The following is a 22,083-nucleotide window of genomic DNA, read 5'->3' on the forward strand; positions in this document are numbered from 1 at the left end:
TGTTGTTTGTGTTAGCGCTCAAATTTGCTAACAAGCTTACTAAATTTATTTACCGTGAATGAAAATTTAATTTATTCGTTAATATCAAAACAAATAAAATATATATTTAAATACCACTACAAATATAAAGAATAATTATGTTTAAAGAATCTCCAATTATCCGCAGAGTTTCCCGTCAAATAATGGTGGGTAACGTACCCGTTGGTGGTGATGCACCAATTACTGTGCAATCAATGACTAACACCTTAACAACTGATGTTGCTGCAACCGTTGCGCAAATTAAAGCGCTAGAAGCCGTGGGTGCTGATATTGTTCGTGTAAGTGTTCCAACAATGGATGCTGCAGAAGCTTTTCGTGAAATTAAAAAACAAGTAAACGTACCTTTAGTTACTGATATTCATTTTGATTATCGTATCGCTTTAAAAGTAGCTGAATATGGTGCTGATTGTTTGCGCATTAATCCAGGTAACATTGGCCGTGAAGACAGAGTGCGTAGCGTAGTAGAGTGTGCCCGTGATTATAATATTCCTATTCGCATTGGTGTTAATGGCGGCTCATTAGAAAAGGACATTCAAGAAAAATACAAAGAACCAACGCCAGAAGCATTACTTGAATCTGCCATGCGTCATGTAGATATTCTTGACCGACTTAACTTTAATCAGTTTAAAGTAAGTGTTAAGGCATCGGACGTGTTTTTAGCGGTTGAATCTTATAAATTATTAGCTAAGCAAATTGATAACCCATTGCATTTAGGTATTACTGAAGCAGGCGGTTTACGCTCAGGATCAGTAAAGTCGTCTGTAGGTTTAGGTTTGTTATTAGCACAAGGCATTGGTGACACATTACGTATCTCATTAGCTGCAGATCCCATTGAAGAGATTAAAGTTGGTTTTGATATTTTAAAATCGCTTAAATTACGTAGTCGCGGTATTAACTTAATTGCTTGTCCTAGCTGTTCGCGACAAGAGTTTGATGTGGTAGCAACGGTAAATGCTTTAGAGCAACGTATTGAAGATATTATGACGCCGATGGATGTCTCTATCATAGGCTGTATTGTAAATGGCCCAGGTGAAGCTATGGTGTCAGATCTTGGCTTAACGGGTAGTAGCAAAAAAAGTGGTTTTTATTTAGATGGTATTCGTCAAAAAGAACGTTTTGATAATAACAACCTCGTAGACCAATTAGAACAACGTATTCGTGCTAAAGCGCATGCAATGAATGAACGTAGTGATGAGAAGAATAAAATAAACTTCAAACCTATCGATTAATCAACTCCAACGCAATACCTCGAAGAGAAACATTAAGCTCCTCTTTATAATAAAACCTGAAACCATAACAACTCAGCACCATGGTTTCAGCATTCTTTTATTAGGTCTTGTTATTAGGTATACTGCGCGCTGCGCAAATTTAACACAAAATAAGTTTGATGAATTGTCTAGATGGCATCAACAGATTTATCAAAGTAATAAAGAAAGAGAGACCCCTCAGTGGCTAAACAACAGGCTCTACAAGCAATTCGTGGCATGAACGATTGCCTTCCCGGTGACACAAATATTTGGCAAATGGTTGAAACGGTATTACGCCGTGTAGCCAGTAACTACGGTTTTGCTGAAATTCGCATGCCAGTAGTTGAGTCAACAGCACTCTTTAAACGCGGTATTGGTGAGGTAACCGATATTGTTGAAAAAGAAATGTATACCTTTGATGACCTCAATGGCGATAGCTTAACTCTTCGCCCTGAAGGCACAGCAAGCTGTGTACGTGCAGGAATTCAACATGGCTTATTATATAACCAAGAGCAACGCCTTTGGTATATGGGACCAATGTTTCGCCATGAAAGACCACAAAAAGGTCGCTACCGCCAATTTCATCAATTTGGCTTAGAAGCCTTTGGTATTGCAACACCTGACATAGACGCAGAAATTATTTTACTGACTTCTCGCTTATGGCGGGAACTTGGCATCAATGAGTTTGTCACACTAGAGTTGAACTCATTAGGATCAAACGATGAACGTGCGCAATACCGTGAAGCATTAATCGCTTATTTGGTTGAACATGAAGAGCAACTTGACGATGATTCAAAACGTCGTATGCATACTAATCCGTTACGCGTGTTAGATAGTAAAAACCCTCAAGTACAAGAAGCGTTAGCGAATGCACCTAAGTTATCTGATCATTTTGGTGAAGAAACGCAAGCGCATTTTGATACCTTATGTGCACGTTTAGACGCTGCGGGTATTAAATACGTACTTAATGAACGTTTAGTACGCGGCTTAGATTATTACAACCGCACTGTATTTGAATGGGTAACAACAACATTAGGCGCACAAGGTACTATCTGTGCTGGTGGGCGTTACGATGGCTTAGTTGAGCAATTAGGCGGCAAAGCAACACCTGCTTTTGGTTTTGCTTTAGGTATCGAGCGTTTAGTTTTAATGTTGACTGAACTAGACAAAATTAAAAATATTCGTCCACAAGTTGATGCTTATGTGGTGATATTAGGTGATGATGCGCAAATTGCGGCTAATAAGTTAGCTGAGCAATGGCGTGATCAAGTACCAGAGTTAAGATTACAATGCCACTGCGGTGGTGGAAACATGAAAAAACAATTAAAACGTGCCGATAAATCAGGTGCACAAATTGCGTTAATCTTGGGGGATGATGAAATTACTCAAGAGAAAGTGATGGTGAAATACTTACGCGGACAAAAAGAACAAGAAAGCGTAGAATTTAGCCAAATATCTCGTTTATTATCTGAATTAATTTAAGGGCTTTAAGCCAAGGTGACATTGTGGAAATTTATCAAACAGAAGAACAACAAGTAGAAGCGATTAAAGGATATTGGCAACGTAATGGTAATACTATTATTGCCGGTCTTGTATTAGGTTTCGGTGGTTTTATTGGCTTTAATGTTTATCAAGATAATAAGTTTGAACAGCAGCTTATGTTGTCAGACAACTATCAAAGTATTATTGATGAAAGTGCCGATGATTCAGATGCGTTTGTCACTCAAGGCGAAAAATTTATCAGTGAAAATCCAGATAGCAGCTACGCCTCATTAACGGCATTAGCACTGGCAAAAAAATCTGCTTCGCATAAAGACTGGGTAGCAGTGCAAAAGCAATTAACTACTGCAATTAATACTGCGCCTACCGATGGTATTAAAGCCATTGCCAGTTTACGTTTAGCACGTGTACAGGTACAGCTTGAGCAATACAGCGAAGCGCTTGCAACATTAAATAGTAATTTACCTGAGTCGTTTACTGCGGCAATTGAAGAAATTAAAGGTGATGCTTATTTGCTGCAAGGTAAAACCGATCTTGCCCGTAACGCATATCAAGCAGCAATCGCTGCTGATGGTCTTGCGACAAGCCCTGCTTTACAAATTAAATTAGATGACTTAGCACAAATATCGACATTACCAGTTACTGAGTAATAAAAGTCATTGAGCCGGCTACAAGCAATTTACTTAACCGAGCTCAGATTACTTAGTTTCAAGTTACTTAATTTCAAGCTACTTAATTTCAAGTTACTTAGTTGTTGAATGGTTATTTTTGTTAATAAGGCACGATATGCATTTTTTTGATAAGAAATTATTTACTGGTTTTAGTCGTACAAAGGTACTTGCTATCTTGTTATTGTCTTCAACCTTGTTTGCCTGTTCTTCAAGTGATGAAGATGAAAGCACTAAAGTTGCAGAGTTAACAGAGTTAGAGAATGCATTTGAAGTTGAAGTGCTTTGGGATCGAGATATTGGCGAGGGTGTTCAAGACTACTTTTCGCGAATAAAACCTATTATTGCGTACGATAAAGTCTACAGTGCTAGCCGTATGGGTTATGTTATGGCCCTGGAAAAAGACACGGGTGACACTATATGGAAAGTCGATTTAAGTGACATTAACGATGAACGTAGTTTTTGGCAAGCTAGAGTTTCAGCTTTAGTTTCTGGTGGCCCTATTGCCGGTATGAATAAAATTTTTATCGGTACTGAAAATGGTGATGTTTATGCACTAGATGCAGAGACTGGCGCCATGATTTGGCAAGCTAAAATTAAAGGTGAAGTAATAGCGCAACCTTCAATTGACTCCGGTATTTTAGTGGTTAACTCATCTTCTGGTTTACTTAAAGCCTTTGATGCCAATACCGGTGACGATTTATGGGAAATAGAGCAAGACGTACCAGCGTTAACTTTACGTGGTATAAGTGCACCTACTATTGCTTCTGGTGGTGTTATAGTTGGCTCTGCTAAAGGCGACGTAAACGTTTATATTTTATCTACCGGCCAAACGGGTTGGGCAACTGAAGTGGGCGAGGCAACTGGTTCAACTGAATTACAACGTGTCGTTGATGTTGATTCTGCGCCAGTTGTGTTTGGCGACAAAGTTTATGTTATTTCAGCTCGTGGTAACCTTGTTGCAATAGAGTTGAGTTCGGGCCGAATTTTATGGAAACGTCAATATTCATCTTATAGACAAATAGCTGTGTTCCGTAATGATATTTATATTACAACTACCCGTGGACATGTTTATTCCCTTGATCGTAATAATGGAATTGAACGTTGGAGTAATATCGAATTGACCAATCGCGGAGTTACTGGCCCTGCAGTGGTAGGTAGATATGTAGTGGTTGGTGACTTTGAAGGTTATTTACATTGGCTAGATCAAGATACGGGTGAAATTGTTACTCGTTATGAAATTGATGGTAGTGGTATATACACTACGCCAACGGTTGTTGATGGTCTTATTTATAGTCAAACCCGTGATGGTGACTTAGAAGTTATTATCACACCAAAAGATGTTCCTCAAAAGGTTACCGAAACCAATACTGCTGAGGAATAAGCTACACTGTATGGAATAGCTTAGTAGAATTAGTTTACAACGGCTCCTATGTAAATGGCATAAGGAGCCGTTGCTTGTTTTTAGTAATATCACTTTTAGTTTTATTAATAGTTCAGCCTAGTAGGTTGAATATGTTATTTTTAGTTTTGATATTTAGTTTTAATTTAGTTTTATTTATTTGAAAATCCTACATTACTCGCTTGTAAGGTTTTTCATTTGAGGTGCTCATGCTTCCTGTTGTTGCTCTTGTTGGCCGTCCTAATGTCGGTAAATCAACTTTATTTAATCGTTTAACCCGTAGTCGAGATGCACTTGTTGCTGATTACCCAGGTTTAACTCGTGACCGTCAATATGGTCAAGCCGAAGTAGAAGAACACCCTTTCATAGTTATTGATACCGGTGGTATTAATGGTGATGAACAAGGTATTGATGTGTTAATGGCCGAACAGTCGCTGATGGCGATAGAAGAAGCCGATGCTGTGTTGTTTTTAGTTGATGCGCGTGATGGTTTAACGTCTGCGGATCACGGCATTGCGGAATACCTTCGTAAACAAGATAAAAAAGTATTCTTAGTTGCCAATAAAATTGATGGTATTCATGGTGACTCAGCTGTGGCTGAATTTTATTCTCTAGGCTTGGGTGGAGAAGTTCATCAAATTGCTGCAGCTCATGGGCGTGGTGTTACTCAATTACTTACTCTTGCCTTAACCCCACACATTGAAGAGTTGGGCAAACCTAAACTAATCAATGAAGATGGTGAGGAATATTTTGAAGAATTCGAAACAGAATTAACCGAAGAGCAGTTAGCTAAAAAACTTGCAGAAGAACCACAAGAAAACGACAGAATAAAGTTAGCTATTATTGGTCGCCCTAATGTGGGTAAGTCAACGCTAACTAACCGTATTTTAGGTGAAGAGCGTGTTGTAGTATATGATATGCCGGGTACAACCCGTGACAGTGTATACATTCCGATGGAGCGCAATGGTCGTGAATATACCTTAATTGATACTGCGGGTATTCGTCGTCGTAAAAATGTAACTGATGTTGTTGAAAAGTATTCAGTGATTAAAACATTACGTGCCATTGAAGATGCGAACGTTTGTTTGTTAATTATTGATGCACAAGAAGGTATTAGCGATCAAGATTTAAGCTTATTAGGCTTTATTCTTGAAGCAGGGCGCTCATTAGTTTTAGCTGTAAATAAGTGGGATGGTTTAGAGGATCATGAAAAAGATCGTATTAAAACTGAATTAGACAGACGTTTAGGTTTTATCGACTTTGCTCGCATTCACTTTATTTCTGCTTTGCATGGTACTGGTGTCGGACATTTATATGAGTCTGTTGAGGAAGCTTTTGTTTCAGCAACAAAACGCATCTCAACGGCTATGGTAACTAAAATCCTTGATATGGCTGTGTTTGATCATCAGCCACCATTACATCAAGGGCGACGCATTAAACTAAAATATGCACATGCGGGTGGTTATAATCCACCAATCATTATTATTCACGGTAACTCTGCTAAAAAATTACCAGTGTCTTACAAGCGTTATTTAATGAATTATTACCGTAAATCATTAAAAATGATGGGTACACCTATTCGTATCCAGTTTAAAGACACTATTAACCCGTTTGCAGGTAAGAAAAAGTTAAACTACACCGAGCAAAAGAAATTAGCTCGAGCGACACAAGGCTATAAAAAAGATTAGTATTTATACCCGTTACCACTTAATGGCACAACATGCGTATTAACGGGTATAGTACAACTTGCTGCATACTTACCCTTGGTCTCTGGCAAGTTGCAATTTACGGGTGTTTTTACTAAGGTAATAAAGTTCTTTCCACTTTAATTCCTTTTGTCATCAAGTCTAAATGGATAGCTGAATATTATATGGCTGAGCAAGCAATCTTAACTGATCCAACAAAACCAACCGCACGAAATCTAACTTATTTAAAAGCTGGCGCGCCAATTGTTATTGATATTTCTACCCCAGCCGGGCAAAAAAGAAAGTTTAATACCTTCTATATTGGCTACTTACCGAAAAAGTATGTATTAATTGAGTTTCCAGAATCATCCAAGTTAGGCAATTTTTCCCAATATATTGGTCAAGGTACTGTTATTACCGTACGCGGTTTGATCGAAGGGCGTGAAGGTGCCGCAGTAGCTTTTATTAGTACAGTCAAACAAACCTTACAAATACCTTCCCGTATTATGGTCTTAGATATTCCTAATACGGTAACCTTACAAAAATTACGGACGTCTTTGCGTATTGAAACCCAAATAGTGGCGAAAGTAAAAATTGATGAAGTGTATTGGCAAACTACTATGACTAATTTATCAGTTGATGGTGGACAATTAGATATTGTTAATGGTGAAAAACTAGTTCTCGCCGAAGATAAAATTGTCGAAATAGCGGTTGAGGGCAGTGACGGCGAAAAAACTATTACGCTTAATGCCACCGTTTGTAATATAAAGCAGCAGGTAGACGGCTTATCTTTTGGTGTTAAATTTAATAGCGTAAGTAAAGAGCAGGTGGTTGAACTACTTTATAAGGCTCTATCATAGAGAGTAAATAATTATTAGAAAAAGGCTCAATAGCTCGCCTGTTACAAATACTTGTTAGTCTAATACAACCACATTTTTACCGATTGATTTTGCTTTATATAGCGCGTTATCAACGCGTTTAAAAATAGCGTCAACATCATCACCATCAATCACTGAAGTTACCCCTAAGCTGATAGGAACCCCCACTTTGTGTGAGTTGCGTTAAGGTAACGTTGTTAGGTATATTCCGCGCTGATTTATGAAGGGGGGCTTTGCTTAAGTCCACGTAACCATTTTTTCCAAGGTAAAGGCATCATTGGAATAACTATTAATAAAATACCTATTGCGGTGAGTAGATCTGGCATTTCATCAAACCACATAATGCCGAATAAGACTACAATAGCTAAACCTGAGTACTCTGCTAACGCAATATTACTTGCGGCGTCTTTTTTATACGCCATAACAGCTAAAGCGTGATAACCCAATACAAAGATGTTGATAGCCACAATCCATAAAACGTGCGTCCAAGATATAGTTTGCCATTGTAAAATAGCTAAAAACAATGCTAATGGCAATGTCATGATAGTCGTCCAAAAAAGCGTAGACACTAATTTTTGTTCCGCGGGTAAGCGACGAATTAATATATTGCCAAACGCCATGGTTAATGCGCTACCTAGTGCCACAATGGCTGCCCAATGAAATTGTTCAGGTCGTAATACAACCAACACTCCGATAAAGCCAATGGCTGTTGCAATGTATTTACTTAAAGGCGGTGCTTCTTTGAGCAAGAGAATTGACAGTGGTAACATCATTAAAGGGGCTACATAAAATATTGCATTAGCGGTTGCTAGTGTTAAGTGTGTAATGGCTATTAAAGTACATGCACTGCCACCAACAATAAGTTGTGCACGCCAAAAGGTGATCATGCAGCTACCTTCTTTGTATCTTTCTTTTGGAAGTTGTAACCAGAATGGCAGAATAAAAAACACACTGATTAATTGACGAAGAAATACATATTGAAAAGTAGGTACTTCACCATTTAATACCTTAAGTGCTACATCAGAAAGAGACGCTAATAAATTTGCCAAAATTAATAGTAATATGGCTTGAGTAGTGTGTTTATTTTGCATGATTTTCCGGAAAGAATGTTCACTCTATTAAGAGTTATAAACGCTTAAGAGCGTGTAGGCGGGGCATTATACATAAAAGGATGAAGCTGTATAGTTATGATTTAGTGTGCAACTTATCGAAAGAATTAATATTGAAAGTGATAAATAATCGTCATTGTTGATGCCATTTTAAAATAATCAGTGAATTATTATTTGAATTCAAAGAGTGAAATAAGTAGGTGTCAGGATAAAAATAAGCTGCCGAACATCATGTTTTAATTTCAGTTTATATTACTCTAGCGTTAATATGACCATTACTGAGTTGTATGCTAATTTCTTCATCATTTACTAATTGCTCAACTTTAGTGATCACTTCGTTTTTATCATTTCGAGTCACACTATAACCCCTAGCAATAGTAGCTAATGGGCTCACCAATTGTAGTTGTTCAATTAAGTGCACAAAATCATCTCGGTTGTGTTGTAAAGTGTTCTGCATTGCTTGAGTGATACGTTGTTTACTTTGCTTGATCTGCTGCTGTTGAAATTGAATAACTTTGGCGGGTGATTGATTTAACAAACGCTGGTTAAGTTGTATGGGTTTATTTTGTAATTGAGTAATATTACGCTTCATTACGTGTTTTAAGCGTAACGTTAATTCATCTGCCTTTTGTTGTTGCAACTGTAATTGTTGCTCAGGATGAACCTGCGATAATCTATGCTGTAGATAATTATTTTCTTTGTTTAAGCTCACTAAATTATTCTGTATAGCTTTAATTAAATGCTGTTTTAGTATGAGTAAGTGATGAAGTTGCTCACTGCTGTCGCTTGAAACTAACTCAGCAGCAGCCGAGGGAGTAGGCGCACGTAAATCAGCTACATAATCACTTAACGTAGTATCTATTTCATGACCTACCGCACTAATTACAGGTAATGCACTGTTATAAATAGCATATACCACGCTTTCTTCATTAAATGGCCACAAATCTTCTAACGAGCCACCACCGCGACCAACAATCAATACATCACACTCATTACGAATATTTGCACTTTCTATGGCATGACAAATATCGCCTTGCGCATATTCCCCTTGAACTAAGGCAGGGTAGATAATCGCTTTGATATTGGGATTACGGCGTTTAAGTACAGTTAAAATATCTTTAACAGCTGCGCCCGTTGGTGAGGTAACAATACCAACGCAGCTAATATGCGCAGGTAATGCTTTTTTGTGAGCTAAATCAAAAACACCTTGTCCATTGAGCTTGTTTTTTAACTGCTCATACTGTTGACCCAATAAGCCAGTGCCAGCATCTTCCATGTGCTCAATAATTAATTGAAAATCTCCACGAGGTTCATACAGCGATACTTTGGCGCGCACCAATACTTGTTGTCCATTGCTTGGTGTCGCACCAGTGCTTAAACGTACGCGTCTATTACTGGTTTTAAACATGGCACATTTAACTTGAGACTTGGCATCTTTTAATGATAAATACCAATGCCCAGAGCTAGCAGCAATAAAATTTGATACTTCACCAGTAAGCCAAACTGTATTCAGCTCGCTTTCTAAAATAAAGCGAACTTTTTTGGTTAACTCGCTAATTTGTAAAATGTGCTGTTGGCTCATAATCGGAATTTTTTAAATAATTGCGGCAAGGAAGGCGACCATTATTTATGGATTAAAGTGATCTTTCAATTGATTTTGATGATTAAAATTATTTTCACTATATATTTAACTGTTTTTATCGAAAATTGATAAATAACTGTTTACCTAAAACAACAAAACGGTTAAAATTCTGCCGCAATATTCACTCCCTAACCAACCTTTTTAGAGAGATGTTGCGATGCTAAGAATTGCCCAAGAAGCTTTAACTTTTGATGACGTGTTACTTGTACCCGCTCATTCAACAGTATTACCACATACGGCTGATTTAAAAACTAAATTAACCCGTAAAATCAATTTAAATATACCTATGATTTCTGCGTCTATGGACACAGTTACCGAGTCTCGTTTAGCGATCACGCTAGCGCAAGAAGGCGGTATGGGTTTTATTCATAAAAATATGACTATTGCCGAACAAGCTCAACATGTTTCTAAAGTGAAGAAATATGAAAGTGGTATAGTTTCACACCCTGTAACCGTGAGCACTGACTTTACTATAGAACAAGTAATGCGCAAAGCTGATGAGTTAGGTTTTTCAGGTTTCCCTGTTGTTGATAAAACTAACAATTTAGTTGGAATTATCACTGGTCGTGATTTACGTTTTGAAACGGATTTAACTAAGCCTGTTTCATCATTAATGACGTTAAAAGAAGATCTTATCACGGTAAAAGAAGGCGCAGCACGAGAAGAAATTCTTGAGCTAATGCATGATAACCGCATTGAGAAAATTTTAGTGGTTGATGACGCTTTTAAATTAGTGGGTCTTATTACCGCAAAAGATTATCAAAAAGCAGAAGACAAACCTAACGCATGTAAAGATGAATTAGGTCGCTTACGTGTTGGTGCTGCTGTTGGCGTCGGTGCTGGTACAGACGAGCGTATTGACGCGCTTGTTGAAGCAGGCGTTGACGTCTTATTAATTGACACTTCACATGGCCATTCACAAGGTGTTATTGACCGTGTAAGTGAAACGCGTCAAAAATATCCTGAATTACAAATTATTGCTGGTAACGTCGCAACAGGTGCAGGCGCAAGAGCGTTAGCAGATGTTGGTGTAGATGCCGTAAAAGTAGGAATTGGCCCTGGTTCAATCTGTACTACGCGTATTGTTACTGGTGTAGGCGTACCGCAATTAACTGCTATTTCAAATGCTGTTGAAGCTCTTCAAGGTACAGGTATTCCTGTTATTGCTGATGGCGGTATCCGTTTCTCAGGTGATATAGCTAAAGCGTTAGTTGCTGGCGCTCATTGTGTAATGGTTGGCAGCATGTTAGCAGGTACTGAAGAATCACCTGGTGAAGTTGAACTTTACCAAGGGCGTTATTACAAGTCATATCGTGGTATGGGTTCTTTAGGTGCTATGGCACAAAAAGATGGCTCAAGTGATCGTTATTTCCAAAAAACTGATGGCGAAGCTGACAAATTAGTACCGGAAGGTATTGAAGGTCGTGTTGCTTATAAAGGTCCTGTAGCGGCAATTATTCATCAACAAATGGGCGGCATTCGTTCTTCAATGGGCTTAACGGGCTCAGCAAATATTGAAGAAATGCGTACTAAACCTGAGTTTATGAAAATTACCTCGGCAGGTATGGGCGAATCTCACGTACATGACGTAACCATTACCAAAGAAGCGCCTAATTACCGTATGGGCTAGCCGAATAGCTTATTTCTTTGCTAGTTAATACAATTGCTACATCAGAAGTACTCACTGACTAGCGTCAGCTCCGTGCCTCTTCTTTGCACTTGAATTAACTAGGCTTCGAACTAAACTATTCTTAAGTTTTATACCAATCTCACAAATTAAGTGAACATTTATACGGGCTAAAACCACTAACTACAGCGTTATTTATTTAATAATTAGAACAACTAGTTATATAAATAAATGCCTTGTATTTAATGATTTTTCCTCCGTCTAAAATAGATACTTAATTAATGAAAATGGTATTAGTTTGAAAGCAAAAGCAAAATACAAATTCCAACAGGCTGAGTTATAAAGAATATAACTCAGCCTGTTTTACTTAAAAAATCGCGTTAAATGTTATTAGTTAGCGCCTTAAAATGAGAGATAGCATGAGTAAAGACATTCATAGCAGTCGAATATTGATTTTAGATTTCGGTTCGCAATACACCCAACTAATTGCACGTCGCGTACGTGAAATTGGTGTTTACTGTGAGCTTTGGTCTTGGGATGTTACTGAAGCACAAATTAAAGACTTCAAACCTACCGGTATTATTCTTGCTGGTGGGCCTGAATCTGTAACTGCAGAAAACTCTCCACGTGCACCTGAATATGTATTTAATGCTGGCGTACCGGTACTAGGTATTTGTTACGGCATGCAAACCATGGCTGAGCAACTTGGTGGCGGCGTTGAAAGTTCGAGCCATAAAGAGTTTGGTTATGCAGCGGTTGAATTATTAACTCAATCTGCATTATTCCATAATGTTGAAGATAGCATTGGCGCAAACGGTAATGCATTACTAGACGTATGGATGAGTCACGGCGATAAAGTGGCTGCAATTCCAAGTGATTTCGTTAAAGTTGCACAAACACCAAGCTGTGCTTTTGCTGCAATGGCAAACGAAGACAAACAATTCTACGGTGTTCAATTTCACCCAGAAGTAACACACACTAAACAAGGTTTACGTATTTTAGAAAACTTTGTTGTTGAAATCTGTCAGTGTGAAAAATTATGGACACCAGCTTCAATTATTGATGATGCAATTGAGAAAATGAAAGCACAAATAGGTGACGACGAAGTTATCTTAGGTTTATCTGGCGGTGTTGATTCATCGGTAGTTGCCATGCTTTTACATCGTGCAATCGGTGATAAATTAACTTGTGTATTTGTTGATAACGGCTTACTTCGTTTAGACGAAGGTCAGCAAGTTATGGAAATGTTTGGTGATCACTTTGGCTTAAACATTATTAAAATTGATGCAGAAGACAGATTTTTAGATCGTTTAGCTGGCGAAGATGAGCCAGAAGCAAAACGTAAAATTATCGGTAACGTATTTATTGACGTTTTTGAAGAAGAGTCAAATAAGCTAGAAAATGCCAAGTGGTTAGCACAAGGTACTATCTACCCTGACGTTATTGAATCGGCAGCATCAGCTACAGGTAAAGCACACGTAATCAAATCACATCACAATGTTGGTGGCTTACCTGATTACATGAAGCTTGGTTTAGTTGAACCACTACGTGAATTATTTAAAGATGAAGTACGTAAAATTGGTTTAGAACTAGGTTTGCCATACGACATGCTTTACCGTCATCCGTTCCCAGGTCCTGGATTAGGCGTTCGTATTTTAGGTGAAGTTAAAAAAGAATATGCTGACTTGCTACGTCGCGCCGATGCAATCTTCATTGAAGAATTACACAAGCATGATTTATACACTAAAGTAAGCCAAGCATTTACCGTATTCTTACCTGTTAAATCAGTAGGCGTTATGGGTGATGCGCGTAAATATGACTGGGTTGTTAGCTTACGTTGTGTTGAAACTATTGACTTTATGACTGCACGTTGGTCACACTTACCATATGATTTCTTAGGGTTAGTTTCTAACCGTATCATCAATGAAATCGACGGTATTTCACGCGTAGTGTATGACATAAGCGGTAAGCCGCCTGCTACAATCGAATGGGAATAATTTCTTTAAGCGGCGTTTAAACTTGCTGTAATTCATAATTTCATCGTCAACCGTACTCACTGACATGCGTCAGCTCCGTGCGATTTCCTTGAACTAATAAATTACCTCGTCGTTTAAACGCTACTTAAGATAATACCCAATAAAAACCTCATTGTTGAAAAACATTGGGGTTTTCTTTTTAGTGACGAAGACTTTAAGTGATAATTTTGCATGACTCGTTTAATCCATATACCATAAACAACAGTGTTAGCAGATTTTATAACTGCTGATTAAGTTTGCATTGTCTTGTTGTTATTAAAGTTGTTATTAAAATTTTAAACGGATTAAGGAAGTTTCTATGTTTATGAATAAGTTAAGTTCAGCACCCATACCTTCATTTAGTTCATGTTTCAGATTTAGAAAGAAAATGTTCGCTAATCTCTTTGTAGTTATTAGCCTTGTGGCATTGACATCTTGTTCGAGTGCTTATTATTCAGCTCTAGAAAAAGTTGGCATTCATAAACGCGACATTATGGTTGATCGTGTTGAGAACGCTAAAGAGTCACAGCAAGAAGCACAAACGCAATTTAAGTCTGCGCTTGAAGAAATGAAATCGTTAATACACTTCGACGGTGGCGATCTTGAAGCACAATACACTGTGATCAAAGAGCAATATGAAGATTCAAAAAAAGCGGCTGATTTAGTTACTTTACGTATTGAAAAAGTTGAAGATGTATCTGATGCGTTATTTGATGAGTGGGAAGATGAAATAGAACAAATATCAAATAGTAACCTTAAACGCCAAAGCGCAACTAAGTTAAAAGAAACGCAAAGTCGCTATGAAACATTGATTAAATCGATGCATAAAGCGGAAAGTAAAATTGTGCCTGTTTTAACTGCATTAAAAGACAATATGCTATTTTTAAAGCATAACCTGAATGCGCAAGCCGTAAATGCACTTCAAGGTGAAATGTTGTCAATTGAAAAAAATGTAAGTGAATTAATTAAAGACATGAACGAAGCAATTGAGCAATCTCAGAAATTTATTGATATGTTGGAGAAGTAATAAATGTCTATTGAAAGACAAGAAACAAAACAAAGAATGAGCCGCATAGTTAAACACAACGGTACTATTTACTTATGTGGTCAAGTAGCGGCTGATGCCACTAAAGATATTACAGAGCAAACCCAAACCATGCTTGATAAAGTGGATTATTTGTTAGCCGAAGCAGGTAGTGATAGAAAGCATATTTTATCAGCGACTATCTATGTAAAAGATATGAGTTACTTTGCTGCAATGAATGAAGTATGGGATGCTTGGGTTCCAGAAGGGTACGCACCTGCACGTGCTTGTGTTGCCGCTAAAATGGCGCGTGAAGCATTATTAGTTGAAATTTCTGTGGTTGCTGCTGAAATTCAACCATAAGTTTTAGTATTCCTTTAACTTTAATAGACTCTATTAATTCGATAGAGTTTATTGACTCTTAGAATTAATTAACTCGATAGATATAAGAGAAATACATGCCGCTAAATATTGTTAATAGTTACCTCGAACTTGGTGCTGCATTCTCGCAGACATCATTACCATCACCGGTTGTTGCGCCTGAATTATTATTGTGGAATAAGCCATTAGCACATTCCCTTGGTATAGACTTTTCGGTAAATAAAGACAGTGACTTATTAGCGCAATATTTTTCTGGAAACCGACTATTTGAAAAGAGTCAGCCTATTGCACAAGCCTATTCTGGTCATCAATTTGGTCACTTTAATCCTCAACTCGGTGATGGTCGTGCACACCTTTTAGGTGATGTAAAAGACGAAAACGGTCAATCTTTCGATATTCAATTAAAAGGCTCAGGCACAAGTCATTTCTCTCGAAGTGGTGATGGTCGTTGTGCGTTAGGTCCTGCGCTGCGTGAGTTTATTATGAGCGAGGCAATGTTTGCTCTTGGCGTGCCAACTACTCGTTGTTTATCGGTAGTTGCTACAGGGCAAGCGGTGTATCGTGAGCGCGCCTTACCGGGGGCGGTTGTTACACGCGTAGCTGCTAGCCATATTCGGGTGGGTACTTTTCAGTTTTTTGCGGCAAGACGTGATATTGATTCATTACAAAAATTAACACGTTATTCGATCAAGCGTCATTTTCCTGAAATCACACTTACTTCTGCAGCTTTAGAATCAGATAAGTTAACAGCAGATAATGTTGTTGATTTTTTCCAAGCAGTACTGAATAAGCAAGTTAAATTAATCGTATCATGGCTGCGCGTTGGCTTTATTCATGGCGTGATGAATACCGATAATACGGCTATTTCGGGTGAAACCATTGATTATGGCCCGTGTGCTATGATGAATCATTACCATAGTGATACTGTGTTTAGCTCAATTGATAGAAATGCTCGTTATGCATTTGGTAATCAAAGCTCAATTATGCAATGGAATATGGCGCGTCTTGCAGATTGTTTATTGCCGCTGGTTGATGAAGATGAAGATATCGCCTTAGCTAAAATTGAACCGCTTTTACGCCAATTTGCTAATGATCTTCAATATTACTATTACGCTATGATGGCGAATAAGCTAGGTATAGACGAGTTTTCAGAAGGTGATGTGGAATTAGTTAATGAGCTTCTGAAGTTCATGCAAGATAAAAAGATGGATTACACCCAGACCTTTGTAACCTTAGCGAGTAATTTGAGTCAAAGTAATGTAGATGAAGTTCTTGGTAATGCTAAAAATATAACTGATGAGTGGCAACAATGGTTAACTCGTTGGTATAGCCGAATCGCTACTGATGTTAGCGGTGCTAAAGCGTTAATGGAAAAAAGTAATCCGCTAGTTATTCCAAGAAATCATCATGTGGAGGCTATATTAGCATCGACCCAAGCAACGGGTGACTTAACCGCCCTGCATGAATTTTTAACGGTACTGCAACAGCCTTATCAAGATGTAGATAATACTTATCTTTATCAAGACGCACCTCGTGATGGAGATGTAGGCTATAATACTTTTTGTGGTACTTAACCTTAAGTTCAATGGATAGCTAACTTCAAACGACTTACCTAAACGATTTACCTAAACGATCTACCTAAAAAAAGCCTTAAAGGATTATATGAGCACACAATTACATAGCGCATTAAAACAAACCTTTGGCTTTGACGGCTTTCGTGATGGGCAAGAGCAAACGGTAACCCAGTTACTAAATGGTCACTCTTCCTTAGCTATTTTTCCAACTGGATCTGGTAAATCACTTTGTTATCAATTGCCCGCTCTTTTTTTACCGCATTTAACCTTAGTGGTATCGCCTTTATTAGCCTTGATGAAAGATCAGCTCGCTTTCCTTGCCAGTAAAGGTATACGCGCAGCGAGTATTGATTCAACCCTTAAAGGTAATGAAGCTCAAGAAGTGATGGCTGGCGTACGTAGTGGTGAAATAAAAGTATTAATGGTATCGGTTGAGCGCTTTAAAAATGAGCGCTTCAGACAGTTTATAGAATCGGTACCTGTATCAATGTTAGTGGTTGATGAAGCGCATTGTATTTCTGAATGGGGACATAATTTTAGACCCGATTATTTAAAGCTACCGAGCTACTGCCAAGCATTAAAAATACCTTTGGTGTTGCTACTTACCGCAACGGCTACGCGAAAAGTAAAATTAGATATGGCAGCCAAATTTGCCATCTTAGATGAACATATTGTGCAAACGGGATTTTACCGCCCGAATCTTGATTTAAGTGTTGTACCTGTTGTAGAGCCTCACAAAAACGCTTTATTAGCACAAATTATTGAACAGCAGCAAAATAAAGTCCAAAGCGCGGGCATTGTATATGTTACTTTGCAGCATAGCGCAGAAACGGTCGCACAATTTTTAACACAGCAAGGCATTAGCGCTTGTGCTTATCATGCTGGTTTTGATAGTGATACCCGCAGTCAAATTCAGCAAGATTTTATGGATAATAAAATTCAAGTAATTGTTGCTACTATTGCTTTTGGTATGGGTATTGATAAAAGTGATATTCGTTTTGTTATTCATTACGACTTACCAAAATCTATTGAAAATTATAGTCAAGAAATAGGGCGGGCGGGGCGAGATGGTAAACCTTCGCAATGTTTTACGCTTGCCAACCTTGATGGTTTAAATACCGTTGAAAACTTTGTTTATGGTGACACACCTGAATTTACTGGCATTGAAATGCTATTAAATTCAATTAAGTCAGAATTGATAACAACGTCTTACGGTGGCATGACAGACAGCAAGTGGGAATTGCAATTATTGCCACTATCGAATGCGGTGAATATCAAACAATTACCGTTAAAAACCTTATTAGTTCAACTTGAACTAGCTGGCGTAATTGAACCGCTTTATGCCTATTTTGCTGATTTTAAAATTAAGCTGTTAAAACCGCAAAGTGAAATTCTCAATGGCTTTAATGAACAGCGTAAAGACTTTTTACAGCGCGTGTTTAGTGCTACTGACTTTAAAAAAGTGTGGGGAAGTTTAAACTTTGACAGGTTGTTGCAAGATAAAAGTATTGAACGTAATCGCGTTATTGCCGCTTTAGAATATTTACATGAGCAACAGTTAATCGTACTTGAAACTAAAGGCATGACTGAAGTCTTTAACGTTAACCAGAATGAATTAGCCGATCCAAGCTTGTGTCAAACCTTGAGTGATTATTTTAAAGGTAATGAAGAAAAAGAAATAAAACGAATCGCTACCCTAGTTCGCTTTTTTCAATTAGATACTTGTTTAACGGTTAATTTAGCACGTTACTTTGATGATCATAGCTTTGATAAGCATATCTCTGATAGTAATGAACCAGCTGCCGACAAAGTAAGGCAAACACCAAAATGTGGGCATTGTAGTGTTTGTCGAGGGCAAGTAGCAGTACTTGAACATTCTCAAATCAATATACCGTGGCCGAGTGATGAAGCGCTACAACAAAGTATGGCAGCATTAGCCCAGCGACTTGAAGGTAAAATAAACCAACCCTTATCGCTTGAGAGTTATTGTCGCTTTTTTGCGGGGATGACTGTGCCATTATTTGGTCGCAATAAAGTCAGACAATTACCAGGGTTTGGCTCATGCGAGCAACAGCGATATCAAGCTATTCGTGACAAATTAGTTAACTTAACCTAGTAAAACCCTAGTTGCCCGCAAAATGTTTATAACCTATCAAATAGAGTTAATCCTTAATGTTTTTATCGATAAAAAATTCAGTCCCCATGAGTGTTTGGTTTATGCTGCTATCCGCTTTGGGATTTTCCCTGATGTCTGCGTGCGTAAAAGAAGTAAGTGGTTTAGGCATTCCAGTACTTGAAATTGTTGCTGCGAGAGCAATAGTTTCACTAATGCTGAGTTATGTAGATATTAAGCGTAAAAATCTGTCGGTATGGGGCAATAATAAGCCATTACTTTTAGCACGAGGTTTAGTAGGTGCTTTTACCTTAATGTTTGTTTATTACTCAGTGACTAGGTTACCGTTAGCGGAAGCGACAGTTCTACAGTATTTACACCCTGTATTTACCGCTATTCTAGCGTTATTTTTTTTGAAAGAAGTAATACAACGTTCAACCATTGCTTGTATTGTAATTAGCTTAATAGGTTTGTTTATTATTATTCAACCAAACTTATCTTTAGGTGATGTGCAGTTAGAAGGTTTATCTGCTGAGGCGTTAACACTAGAACAACTCACCTTAGCAGAAGCAACTTTATATTCATGGACAAGTATTGGTGCGGGAATACTAGGGGCGTTTGGTAGCGCGGTAGCTTATATACTGGTGAAAAAACTCACCAAGACAGATGATACCTCAGTTATTATTTTCTACTTTCCATTAGTTGCCTTGCCCATTTCAATATTGATGCTAGGTAATGATTTTGTAATACCAACTTTACCCGCTTTAGGTTTATTGGTGTTAGTAGGAATATTTACTCAAGTAGGACAAGTAGGATTAACCAAAGCATTTCAATGCGCAGATGCGAATAAAGCTAGTGCTTACGCCTATGTACAAATAATATTTTCTGTTCTACTAGGTTGGGTATACTTTGGCGAAGTACCTATTTTTACCACCATTATCGGTGGCGGGTTAATAATGACGGGTGCATTAATTAATGTGCTGTGGAAACGCTAAACCTTTACTACTGTCGCCTTATGAAGCCACATATTCAAGTGAGACTGGGCGTTAATTTAAATAGCCATCAATTGTAAATACGTAGGGTTTGTAGTTTGCTGCAAGTAAAGTGTTATCTCTTTAACTGCGTTGCGAAAAGGTTTTTGCAAATGTGATTTTAGGGTCTTTTTTACTTGCTTCATGCTCGCAGGTTTTACTGTCTCGCCCTTTAAAACACAAAATAAAGCTAGCGCGTATACGGTTTCTAATTCAGGTAATGCCGCAGGTCGATTAAGGCTTTGTTTGTTGCATGAACCACATCCACCTTTAAATTGATAAGCGGTATTAGAAAAAATAACACCAAAACCCATAAAGCATGCTACTAGGTCGATTGTTTGTGGTAATACTTCTTTTCCACCAGGAGGAAATAGGTAGTTATCATTTTGAGAATAAGCATCAGAACTGCTATTTGTATTGATATTAGCTTCATGTTGAGCGACGAGAATACTTGCTTGAATTTGCACTAGGTATGCAATTAAGTCTTGTGGTTGGTTAAGTTGGCTTTGATGAAAAGCAATATCTATCGCCGGAAGAACTTCTTTTCCTTCAACTTTATAATTTACGCTGCTGTGAGTATTGTTAGCTCTTATTATTGCATCGTCGCCACGTAGACGAGATGAAAAAGTTAACAACGGCATTGGCTTTTGCGTAAAGCTTTGTGCTGCAACAAGTCTAATTGGCCATGCACTCAAACCAGTATATTTAAGCGTATTAGTGAAAATAGCATTAGCCATTTCTTCTACGCTATTTGCGCTGCCAGGAAAAAAACTATTGTTAGGTAATATTAGCTGGCTATTATTTTTGAAAAAATCACCATCAAGTTGAGTAATACACCAAGCGAAAGTATCAAGTATCCATGCTTTACTGTCTTCGTCAATAACCGGCTTTGTTTTAAAAAAATTTGATAACATTTAGCTATTTGTCTTTAATATTTAATTCGGAATTACAGTTTACACTAGCTGATTTAAAAAAGTTACTGGGGGTAGTTAAAATGATGATATTGCAGCTGAGCTATTAATTTGTTTTAACATATGCACAGGGTTTGTAGTCTGCTGTAAATACAAGCTGACTTCTTTATAAGCTTTATTAAATAGCTTATATAAATCAGTAGTAAGCTCTTGTTTTATTACTTTGGTATCGCTATTTTTAATCGCGCAGAACAAAGCCAAAGCGTAAATTATTTCTTCAGTGTGTTCCTTGTTAATTAATGCTGTATTAGTGGATACTTTCGGCTTTATGTTATTTTTCACAACGTTTTTTATCTCTGATCTCTTATTTTTGTTAGATTCTACATTACTCTCGCTTTGTAAATGACTCGCAGCACGAGAAAAAATAACACCAAAGCCCATAAAGCAAGCGATTAAATCTACTGTTTTTGTTAACGTTTGTTTATGTGGAGACTTGTCATCAACAGCTCTTGTTAGCGTGACTTTTCGTGTAGGGGGATTAACTCCTTGTTGTTTCACTATGTGGGTTAATTGTTTTTCTACTAAATAAGCAATAAAGGTATCAGGTTGATTAAGCTGGCTTTCATGATAACCAATTTCTAGCGGTATATTATTGTTCTCATTAGCGGTAGTGGCGTTTCTAGCTTGGTAATGTTCACGGTAAAGTGTCGAGGAAAAAAAGGGTTTGCGCGTAGGTTTAGTTAAATCGTCAACTGAACACTCAAAGTTATAAGTGTGATAAAACTGCTTAACAGGAGTAAGAGAGATAGCAGTATTTGACATACCAATGTATTGGTTAGTTTTAGTAAGCACTTTATCTGCTATGGCTTCTACACATTGAAGGTTTTGTGGATAAAGCATGTCAGTTAATATCAATTGTTGATTTGGTTGAAAATATTCACCATTCATTTGTGCCATGCACCAAGCAAAAGTGTCAAATATCCACTCTTTGCTAGCCTCATCAATAATTGGTTTTACTTTAAATAATGCTGATAACATAACTACTCGCCATCTTTTACACTCTATCTCTCGTTCTTTTTACATACGAGGTATTTTTTACAGAAAATCTCGCAATAATATTCTATCGTGATCAGCTAAGTATTTACATTACGAGGCATGTCAAAACAACGACAAGAACGAGAATATTTAGTATTGCTAATAAGTGAGCCTATTTATTAGCTAACTTTATAAGCATAGT

At 37.7% G+C, this 22,083-nt stretch carries 18 protein-coding genes; 13 read left to right on the forward strand and 5 right to left on the reverse strand.

The window, feature by feature from the left end; genetic code table 11:
* Positions 1-137 precede the first annotated feature (137 nt).
* From ispG to CWS31_RS02355, 6 genes are all read left to right on the forward strand, one after another.
* Positions 138-1,268, forward strand: coding sequence for a flavodoxin-dependent (E)-4-hydroxy-3-methylbut-2-enyl-diphosphate synthase (gene ispG / locus CWS31_RS02330; protein WP_101343489.1), 1,131 nt, complete (start codon positions 138-140; stop codon positions 1,266-1,268).
* Between the two features lie 219 nt (positions 1,269-1,487).
* Entirely contained in the window at positions 1,488-2,768 is a 1,281-nt protein-coding gene (hisS, locus tag CWS31_RS02335; RefSeq protein ID WP_101343490.1) for a histidine--tRNA ligase, read from the forward strand.
* 23 nt (positions 2,769-2,791) lie between these two features.
* Positions 2,792-3,436, forward strand: a complete 645-nt coding sequence (locus tag CWS31_RS02340; RefSeq protein ID WP_101343491.1) for a YfgM family protein — start codon at positions 2,792-2,794, stop codon at positions 3,434-3,436.
* Between the two features lie 136 nt (positions 3,437-3,572).
* A complete protein-coding gene (gene bamB, locus CWS31_RS02345) occupies positions 3,573-4,838 on the forward strand; it encodes an outer membrane protein assembly factor BamB (RefSeq protein ID WP_101343492.1) in 1,266 nt (421 codons plus the stop codon).
* Between the two features lie 227 nt (positions 4,839-5,065).
* Positions 5,066-6,544 (forward strand): ribosome biogenesis GTPase Der, encoded by a 1,479-nt coding sequence (der, locus tag CWS31_RS02350; RefSeq protein WP_101343493.1) that lies wholly within the window; start codon positions 5,066-5,068, stop codon positions 6,542-6,544.
* A gap of 182 nt (positions 6,545-6,726) precedes the next feature.
* The gene (locus CWS31_RS02355) at positions 6,727-7,401 is read left to right on the forward strand and encodes a PilZ domain-containing protein (protein WP_101343494.1); all 675 of its coding nucleotides are present in this window, start codon (positions 6,727-6,729) and stop codon (positions 7,399-7,401) included.
* A 54-nt stretch (positions 7,402-7,455) separates the two neighbouring features.
* Here CWS31_RS02355 and CWS31_RS02360 read toward each other — a convergent pair whose 3' ends face one another.
* The 3 genes from CWS31_RS02360 to xseA form a co-directional block, all read right to left on the reverse strand.
* Positions 7,456-7,587 (reverse strand): diguanylate cyclase, encoded by a 132-nt coding sequence (locus tag CWS31_RS02360; protein ID WP_148747673.1) that lies wholly within the window; start codon positions 7,585-7,587, stop codon positions 7,456-7,458.
* A 50-nt stretch (positions 7,588-7,637) separates the two neighbouring features.
* On the reverse strand, positions 7,638-8,510 hold the full coding sequence (locus CWS31_RS02365) for a DMT family transporter (RefSeq protein WP_101343495.1): 873 nt from the start codon (positions 8,508-8,510) through the stop codon (positions 7,638-7,640).
* A gap of 265 nt (positions 8,511-8,775) precedes the next feature.
* The gene (xseA, locus tag CWS31_RS02370; protein ID WP_101343496.1) at positions 8,776-10,110 is read right to left on the reverse strand and encodes an exodeoxyribonuclease VII large subunit; all 1,335 of its coding nucleotides are present in this window, start codon (positions 10,108-10,110) and stop codon (positions 8,776-8,778) included.
* Positions 10,111-10,327: 217 nt separating this feature from the next.
* Here xseA and guaB point away from each other — a divergent pair, with 217 nt between their 5' ends.
* From guaB to CWS31_RS02405, 7 genes are all read left to right on the forward strand, one after another.
* Positions 10,328-11,800: an IMP dehydrogenase gene (gene guaB / locus CWS31_RS02375; RefSeq protein ID WP_101343497.1), complete on the forward strand. Its 1,473-nt coding sequence runs from the start codon at positions 10,328-10,330 to the stop codon at positions 11,798-11,800.
* Positions 11,801-12,216: 416 nt separating this feature from the next.
* Entirely contained in the window at positions 12,217-13,794 is a 1,578-nt protein-coding gene (gene guaA / locus CWS31_RS02380; protein ID WP_101343498.1) for a glutamine-hydrolyzing GMP synthase, read from the forward strand.
* Positions 13,795-14,137: 343 nt separating this feature from the next.
* Positions 14,138-14,839, forward strand: a complete 702-nt coding sequence (locus CWS31_RS02385; protein ID WP_425457506.1) for a DUF2959 domain-containing protein — start codon at positions 14,138-14,140, stop codon at positions 14,837-14,839.
* Positions 14,840-14,842: 3 nt separating this feature from the next.
* The gene (locus CWS31_RS02390) at positions 14,843-15,199 is read left to right on the forward strand and encodes a RidA family protein (protein ID WP_101343499.1); all 357 of its coding nucleotides are present in this window, start codon (positions 14,843-14,845) and stop codon (positions 15,197-15,199) included.
* Between the two features lie 95 nt (positions 15,200-15,294).
* Positions 15,295-16,791, forward strand: a complete 1,497-nt coding sequence (locus CWS31_RS02395; RefSeq protein WP_101343500.1) for a protein adenylyltransferase SelO — start codon at positions 15,295-15,297, stop codon at positions 16,789-16,791.
* Positions 16,792-16,879: 88 nt separating this feature from the next.
* A complete protein-coding gene (locus tag CWS31_RS02400) occupies positions 16,880-18,907 on the forward strand; it encodes a RecQ family ATP-dependent DNA helicase (protein WP_101343501.1) in 2,028 nt (675 codons plus the stop codon).
* A 101-nt stretch (positions 18,908-19,008) separates the two neighbouring features.
* Complete coding sequence (locus CWS31_RS02405; protein WP_211355785.1) at positions 19,009-19,899, forward strand: DMT family transporter; 891 nt, start codon at positions 19,009-19,011, stop codon at positions 19,897-19,899.
* A gap of 56 nt (positions 19,900-19,955) precedes the next feature.
* Here the strand turns inward: CWS31_RS02405 and CWS31_RS02410 are convergent, their stop codons facing one another.
* Both CWS31_RS02410 and CWS31_RS02415 read right to left on the reverse strand, forming a co-directional pair.
* Positions 19,956-20,849 (reverse strand): hypothetical protein, encoded by an 894-nt coding sequence (locus CWS31_RS02410; RefSeq protein WP_101343503.1) that lies wholly within the window; start codon positions 20,847-20,849, stop codon positions 19,956-19,958.
* Between the two features lie 75 nt (positions 20,850-20,924).
* Positions 20,925-21,884, reverse strand: a complete 960-nt coding sequence (locus CWS31_RS02415) for a hypothetical protein (RefSeq protein ID WP_101343504.1) — start codon at positions 21,882-21,884, stop codon at positions 20,925-20,927.
* Positions 21,885-22,083 lie beyond the last annotated feature (199 nt).

Source organism: Colwellia echini (assembly GCF_002843355.2).
Lineage (GTDB): Bacteria > Pseudomonadota > Gammaproteobacteria > Enterobacterales > Alteromonadaceae > Colwellia > Colwellia echini.

Bases quoted from the DNA above. Each gene is read 5' to 3' on its own strand.
- guaB (WP_101343497.1), top strand. From the start codon at position 10,328: ATGCTAAGAATTGCCCAAGAAGCTTTAACTTTTGATGACGTGTTACTT.
- CWS31_RS02390 (WP_101343499.1), top strand. From the start codon at position 14,843: ATGTCTATTGAAAGACAAGAAACAAAACAAAGAATGAGCCGCATAGTT.
- bamB (WP_101343492.1), top strand. From the start codon at position 3,573: ATGCATTTTTTTGATAAGAAATTATTTACTGGTTTTAGTCGTACAAAG.
- der (WP_101343493.1), top strand. From the start codon at position 5,066: ATGCTTCCTGTTGTTGCTCTTGTTGGCCGTCCTAATGTCGGTAAATCA.
- CWS31_RS02355 (WP_101343494.1), top strand. From the start codon at position 6,727: ATGGCTGAGCAAGCAATCTTAACTGATCCAACAAAACCAACCGCACGA.
- CWS31_RS02385 (WP_425457506.1), top strand. From the start codon at position 14,138: ATGAATAAGTTAAGTTCAGCACCCATACCTTCATTTAGTTCATGTTTC.
- CWS31_RS02365 (WP_101343495.1), bottom strand. From the start codon at position 8,510: ATGCAAAATAAACACACTACTCAAGCCATATTACTATTAATTTTGGCA.
- CWS31_RS02410 (WP_101343503.1), bottom strand. From the start codon at position 20,849: ATGTTATCAAATTTTTTTAAAACAAAGCCGGTTATTGACGAAGACAGT.
- guaA (WP_101343498.1), top strand. From the start codon at position 12,217: ATGAGTAAAGACATTCATAGCAGTCGAATATTGATTTTAGATTTCGGT.
- CWS31_RS02415 (WP_101343504.1), bottom strand. From the start codon at position 21,884: ATGTTATCAGCATTATTTAAAGTAAAACCAATTATTGATGAGGCTAGC.
- CWS31_RS02400 (WP_101343501.1), top strand. From the start codon at position 16,880: ATGAGCACACAATTACATAGCGCATTAAAACAAACCTTTGGCTTTGAC.
- xseA (WP_101343496.1), bottom strand. From the start codon at position 10,110: ATGAGCCAACAGCACATTTTACAAATTAGCGAGTTAACCAAAAAAGTT.
- ispG (WP_101343489.1), top strand. From the start codon at position 138: ATGTTTAAAGAATCTCCAATTATCCGCAGAGTTTCCCGTCAAATAATG.
- CWS31_RS02395 (WP_101343500.1), top strand. From the start codon at position 15,295: ATGCCGCTAAATATTGTTAATAGTTACCTCGAACTTGGTGCTGCATTC.
- CWS31_RS02405 (WP_211355785.1), top strand. From the start codon at position 19,009: ATGCTGCTATCCGCTTTGGGATTTTCCCTGATGTCTGCGTGCGTAAAA.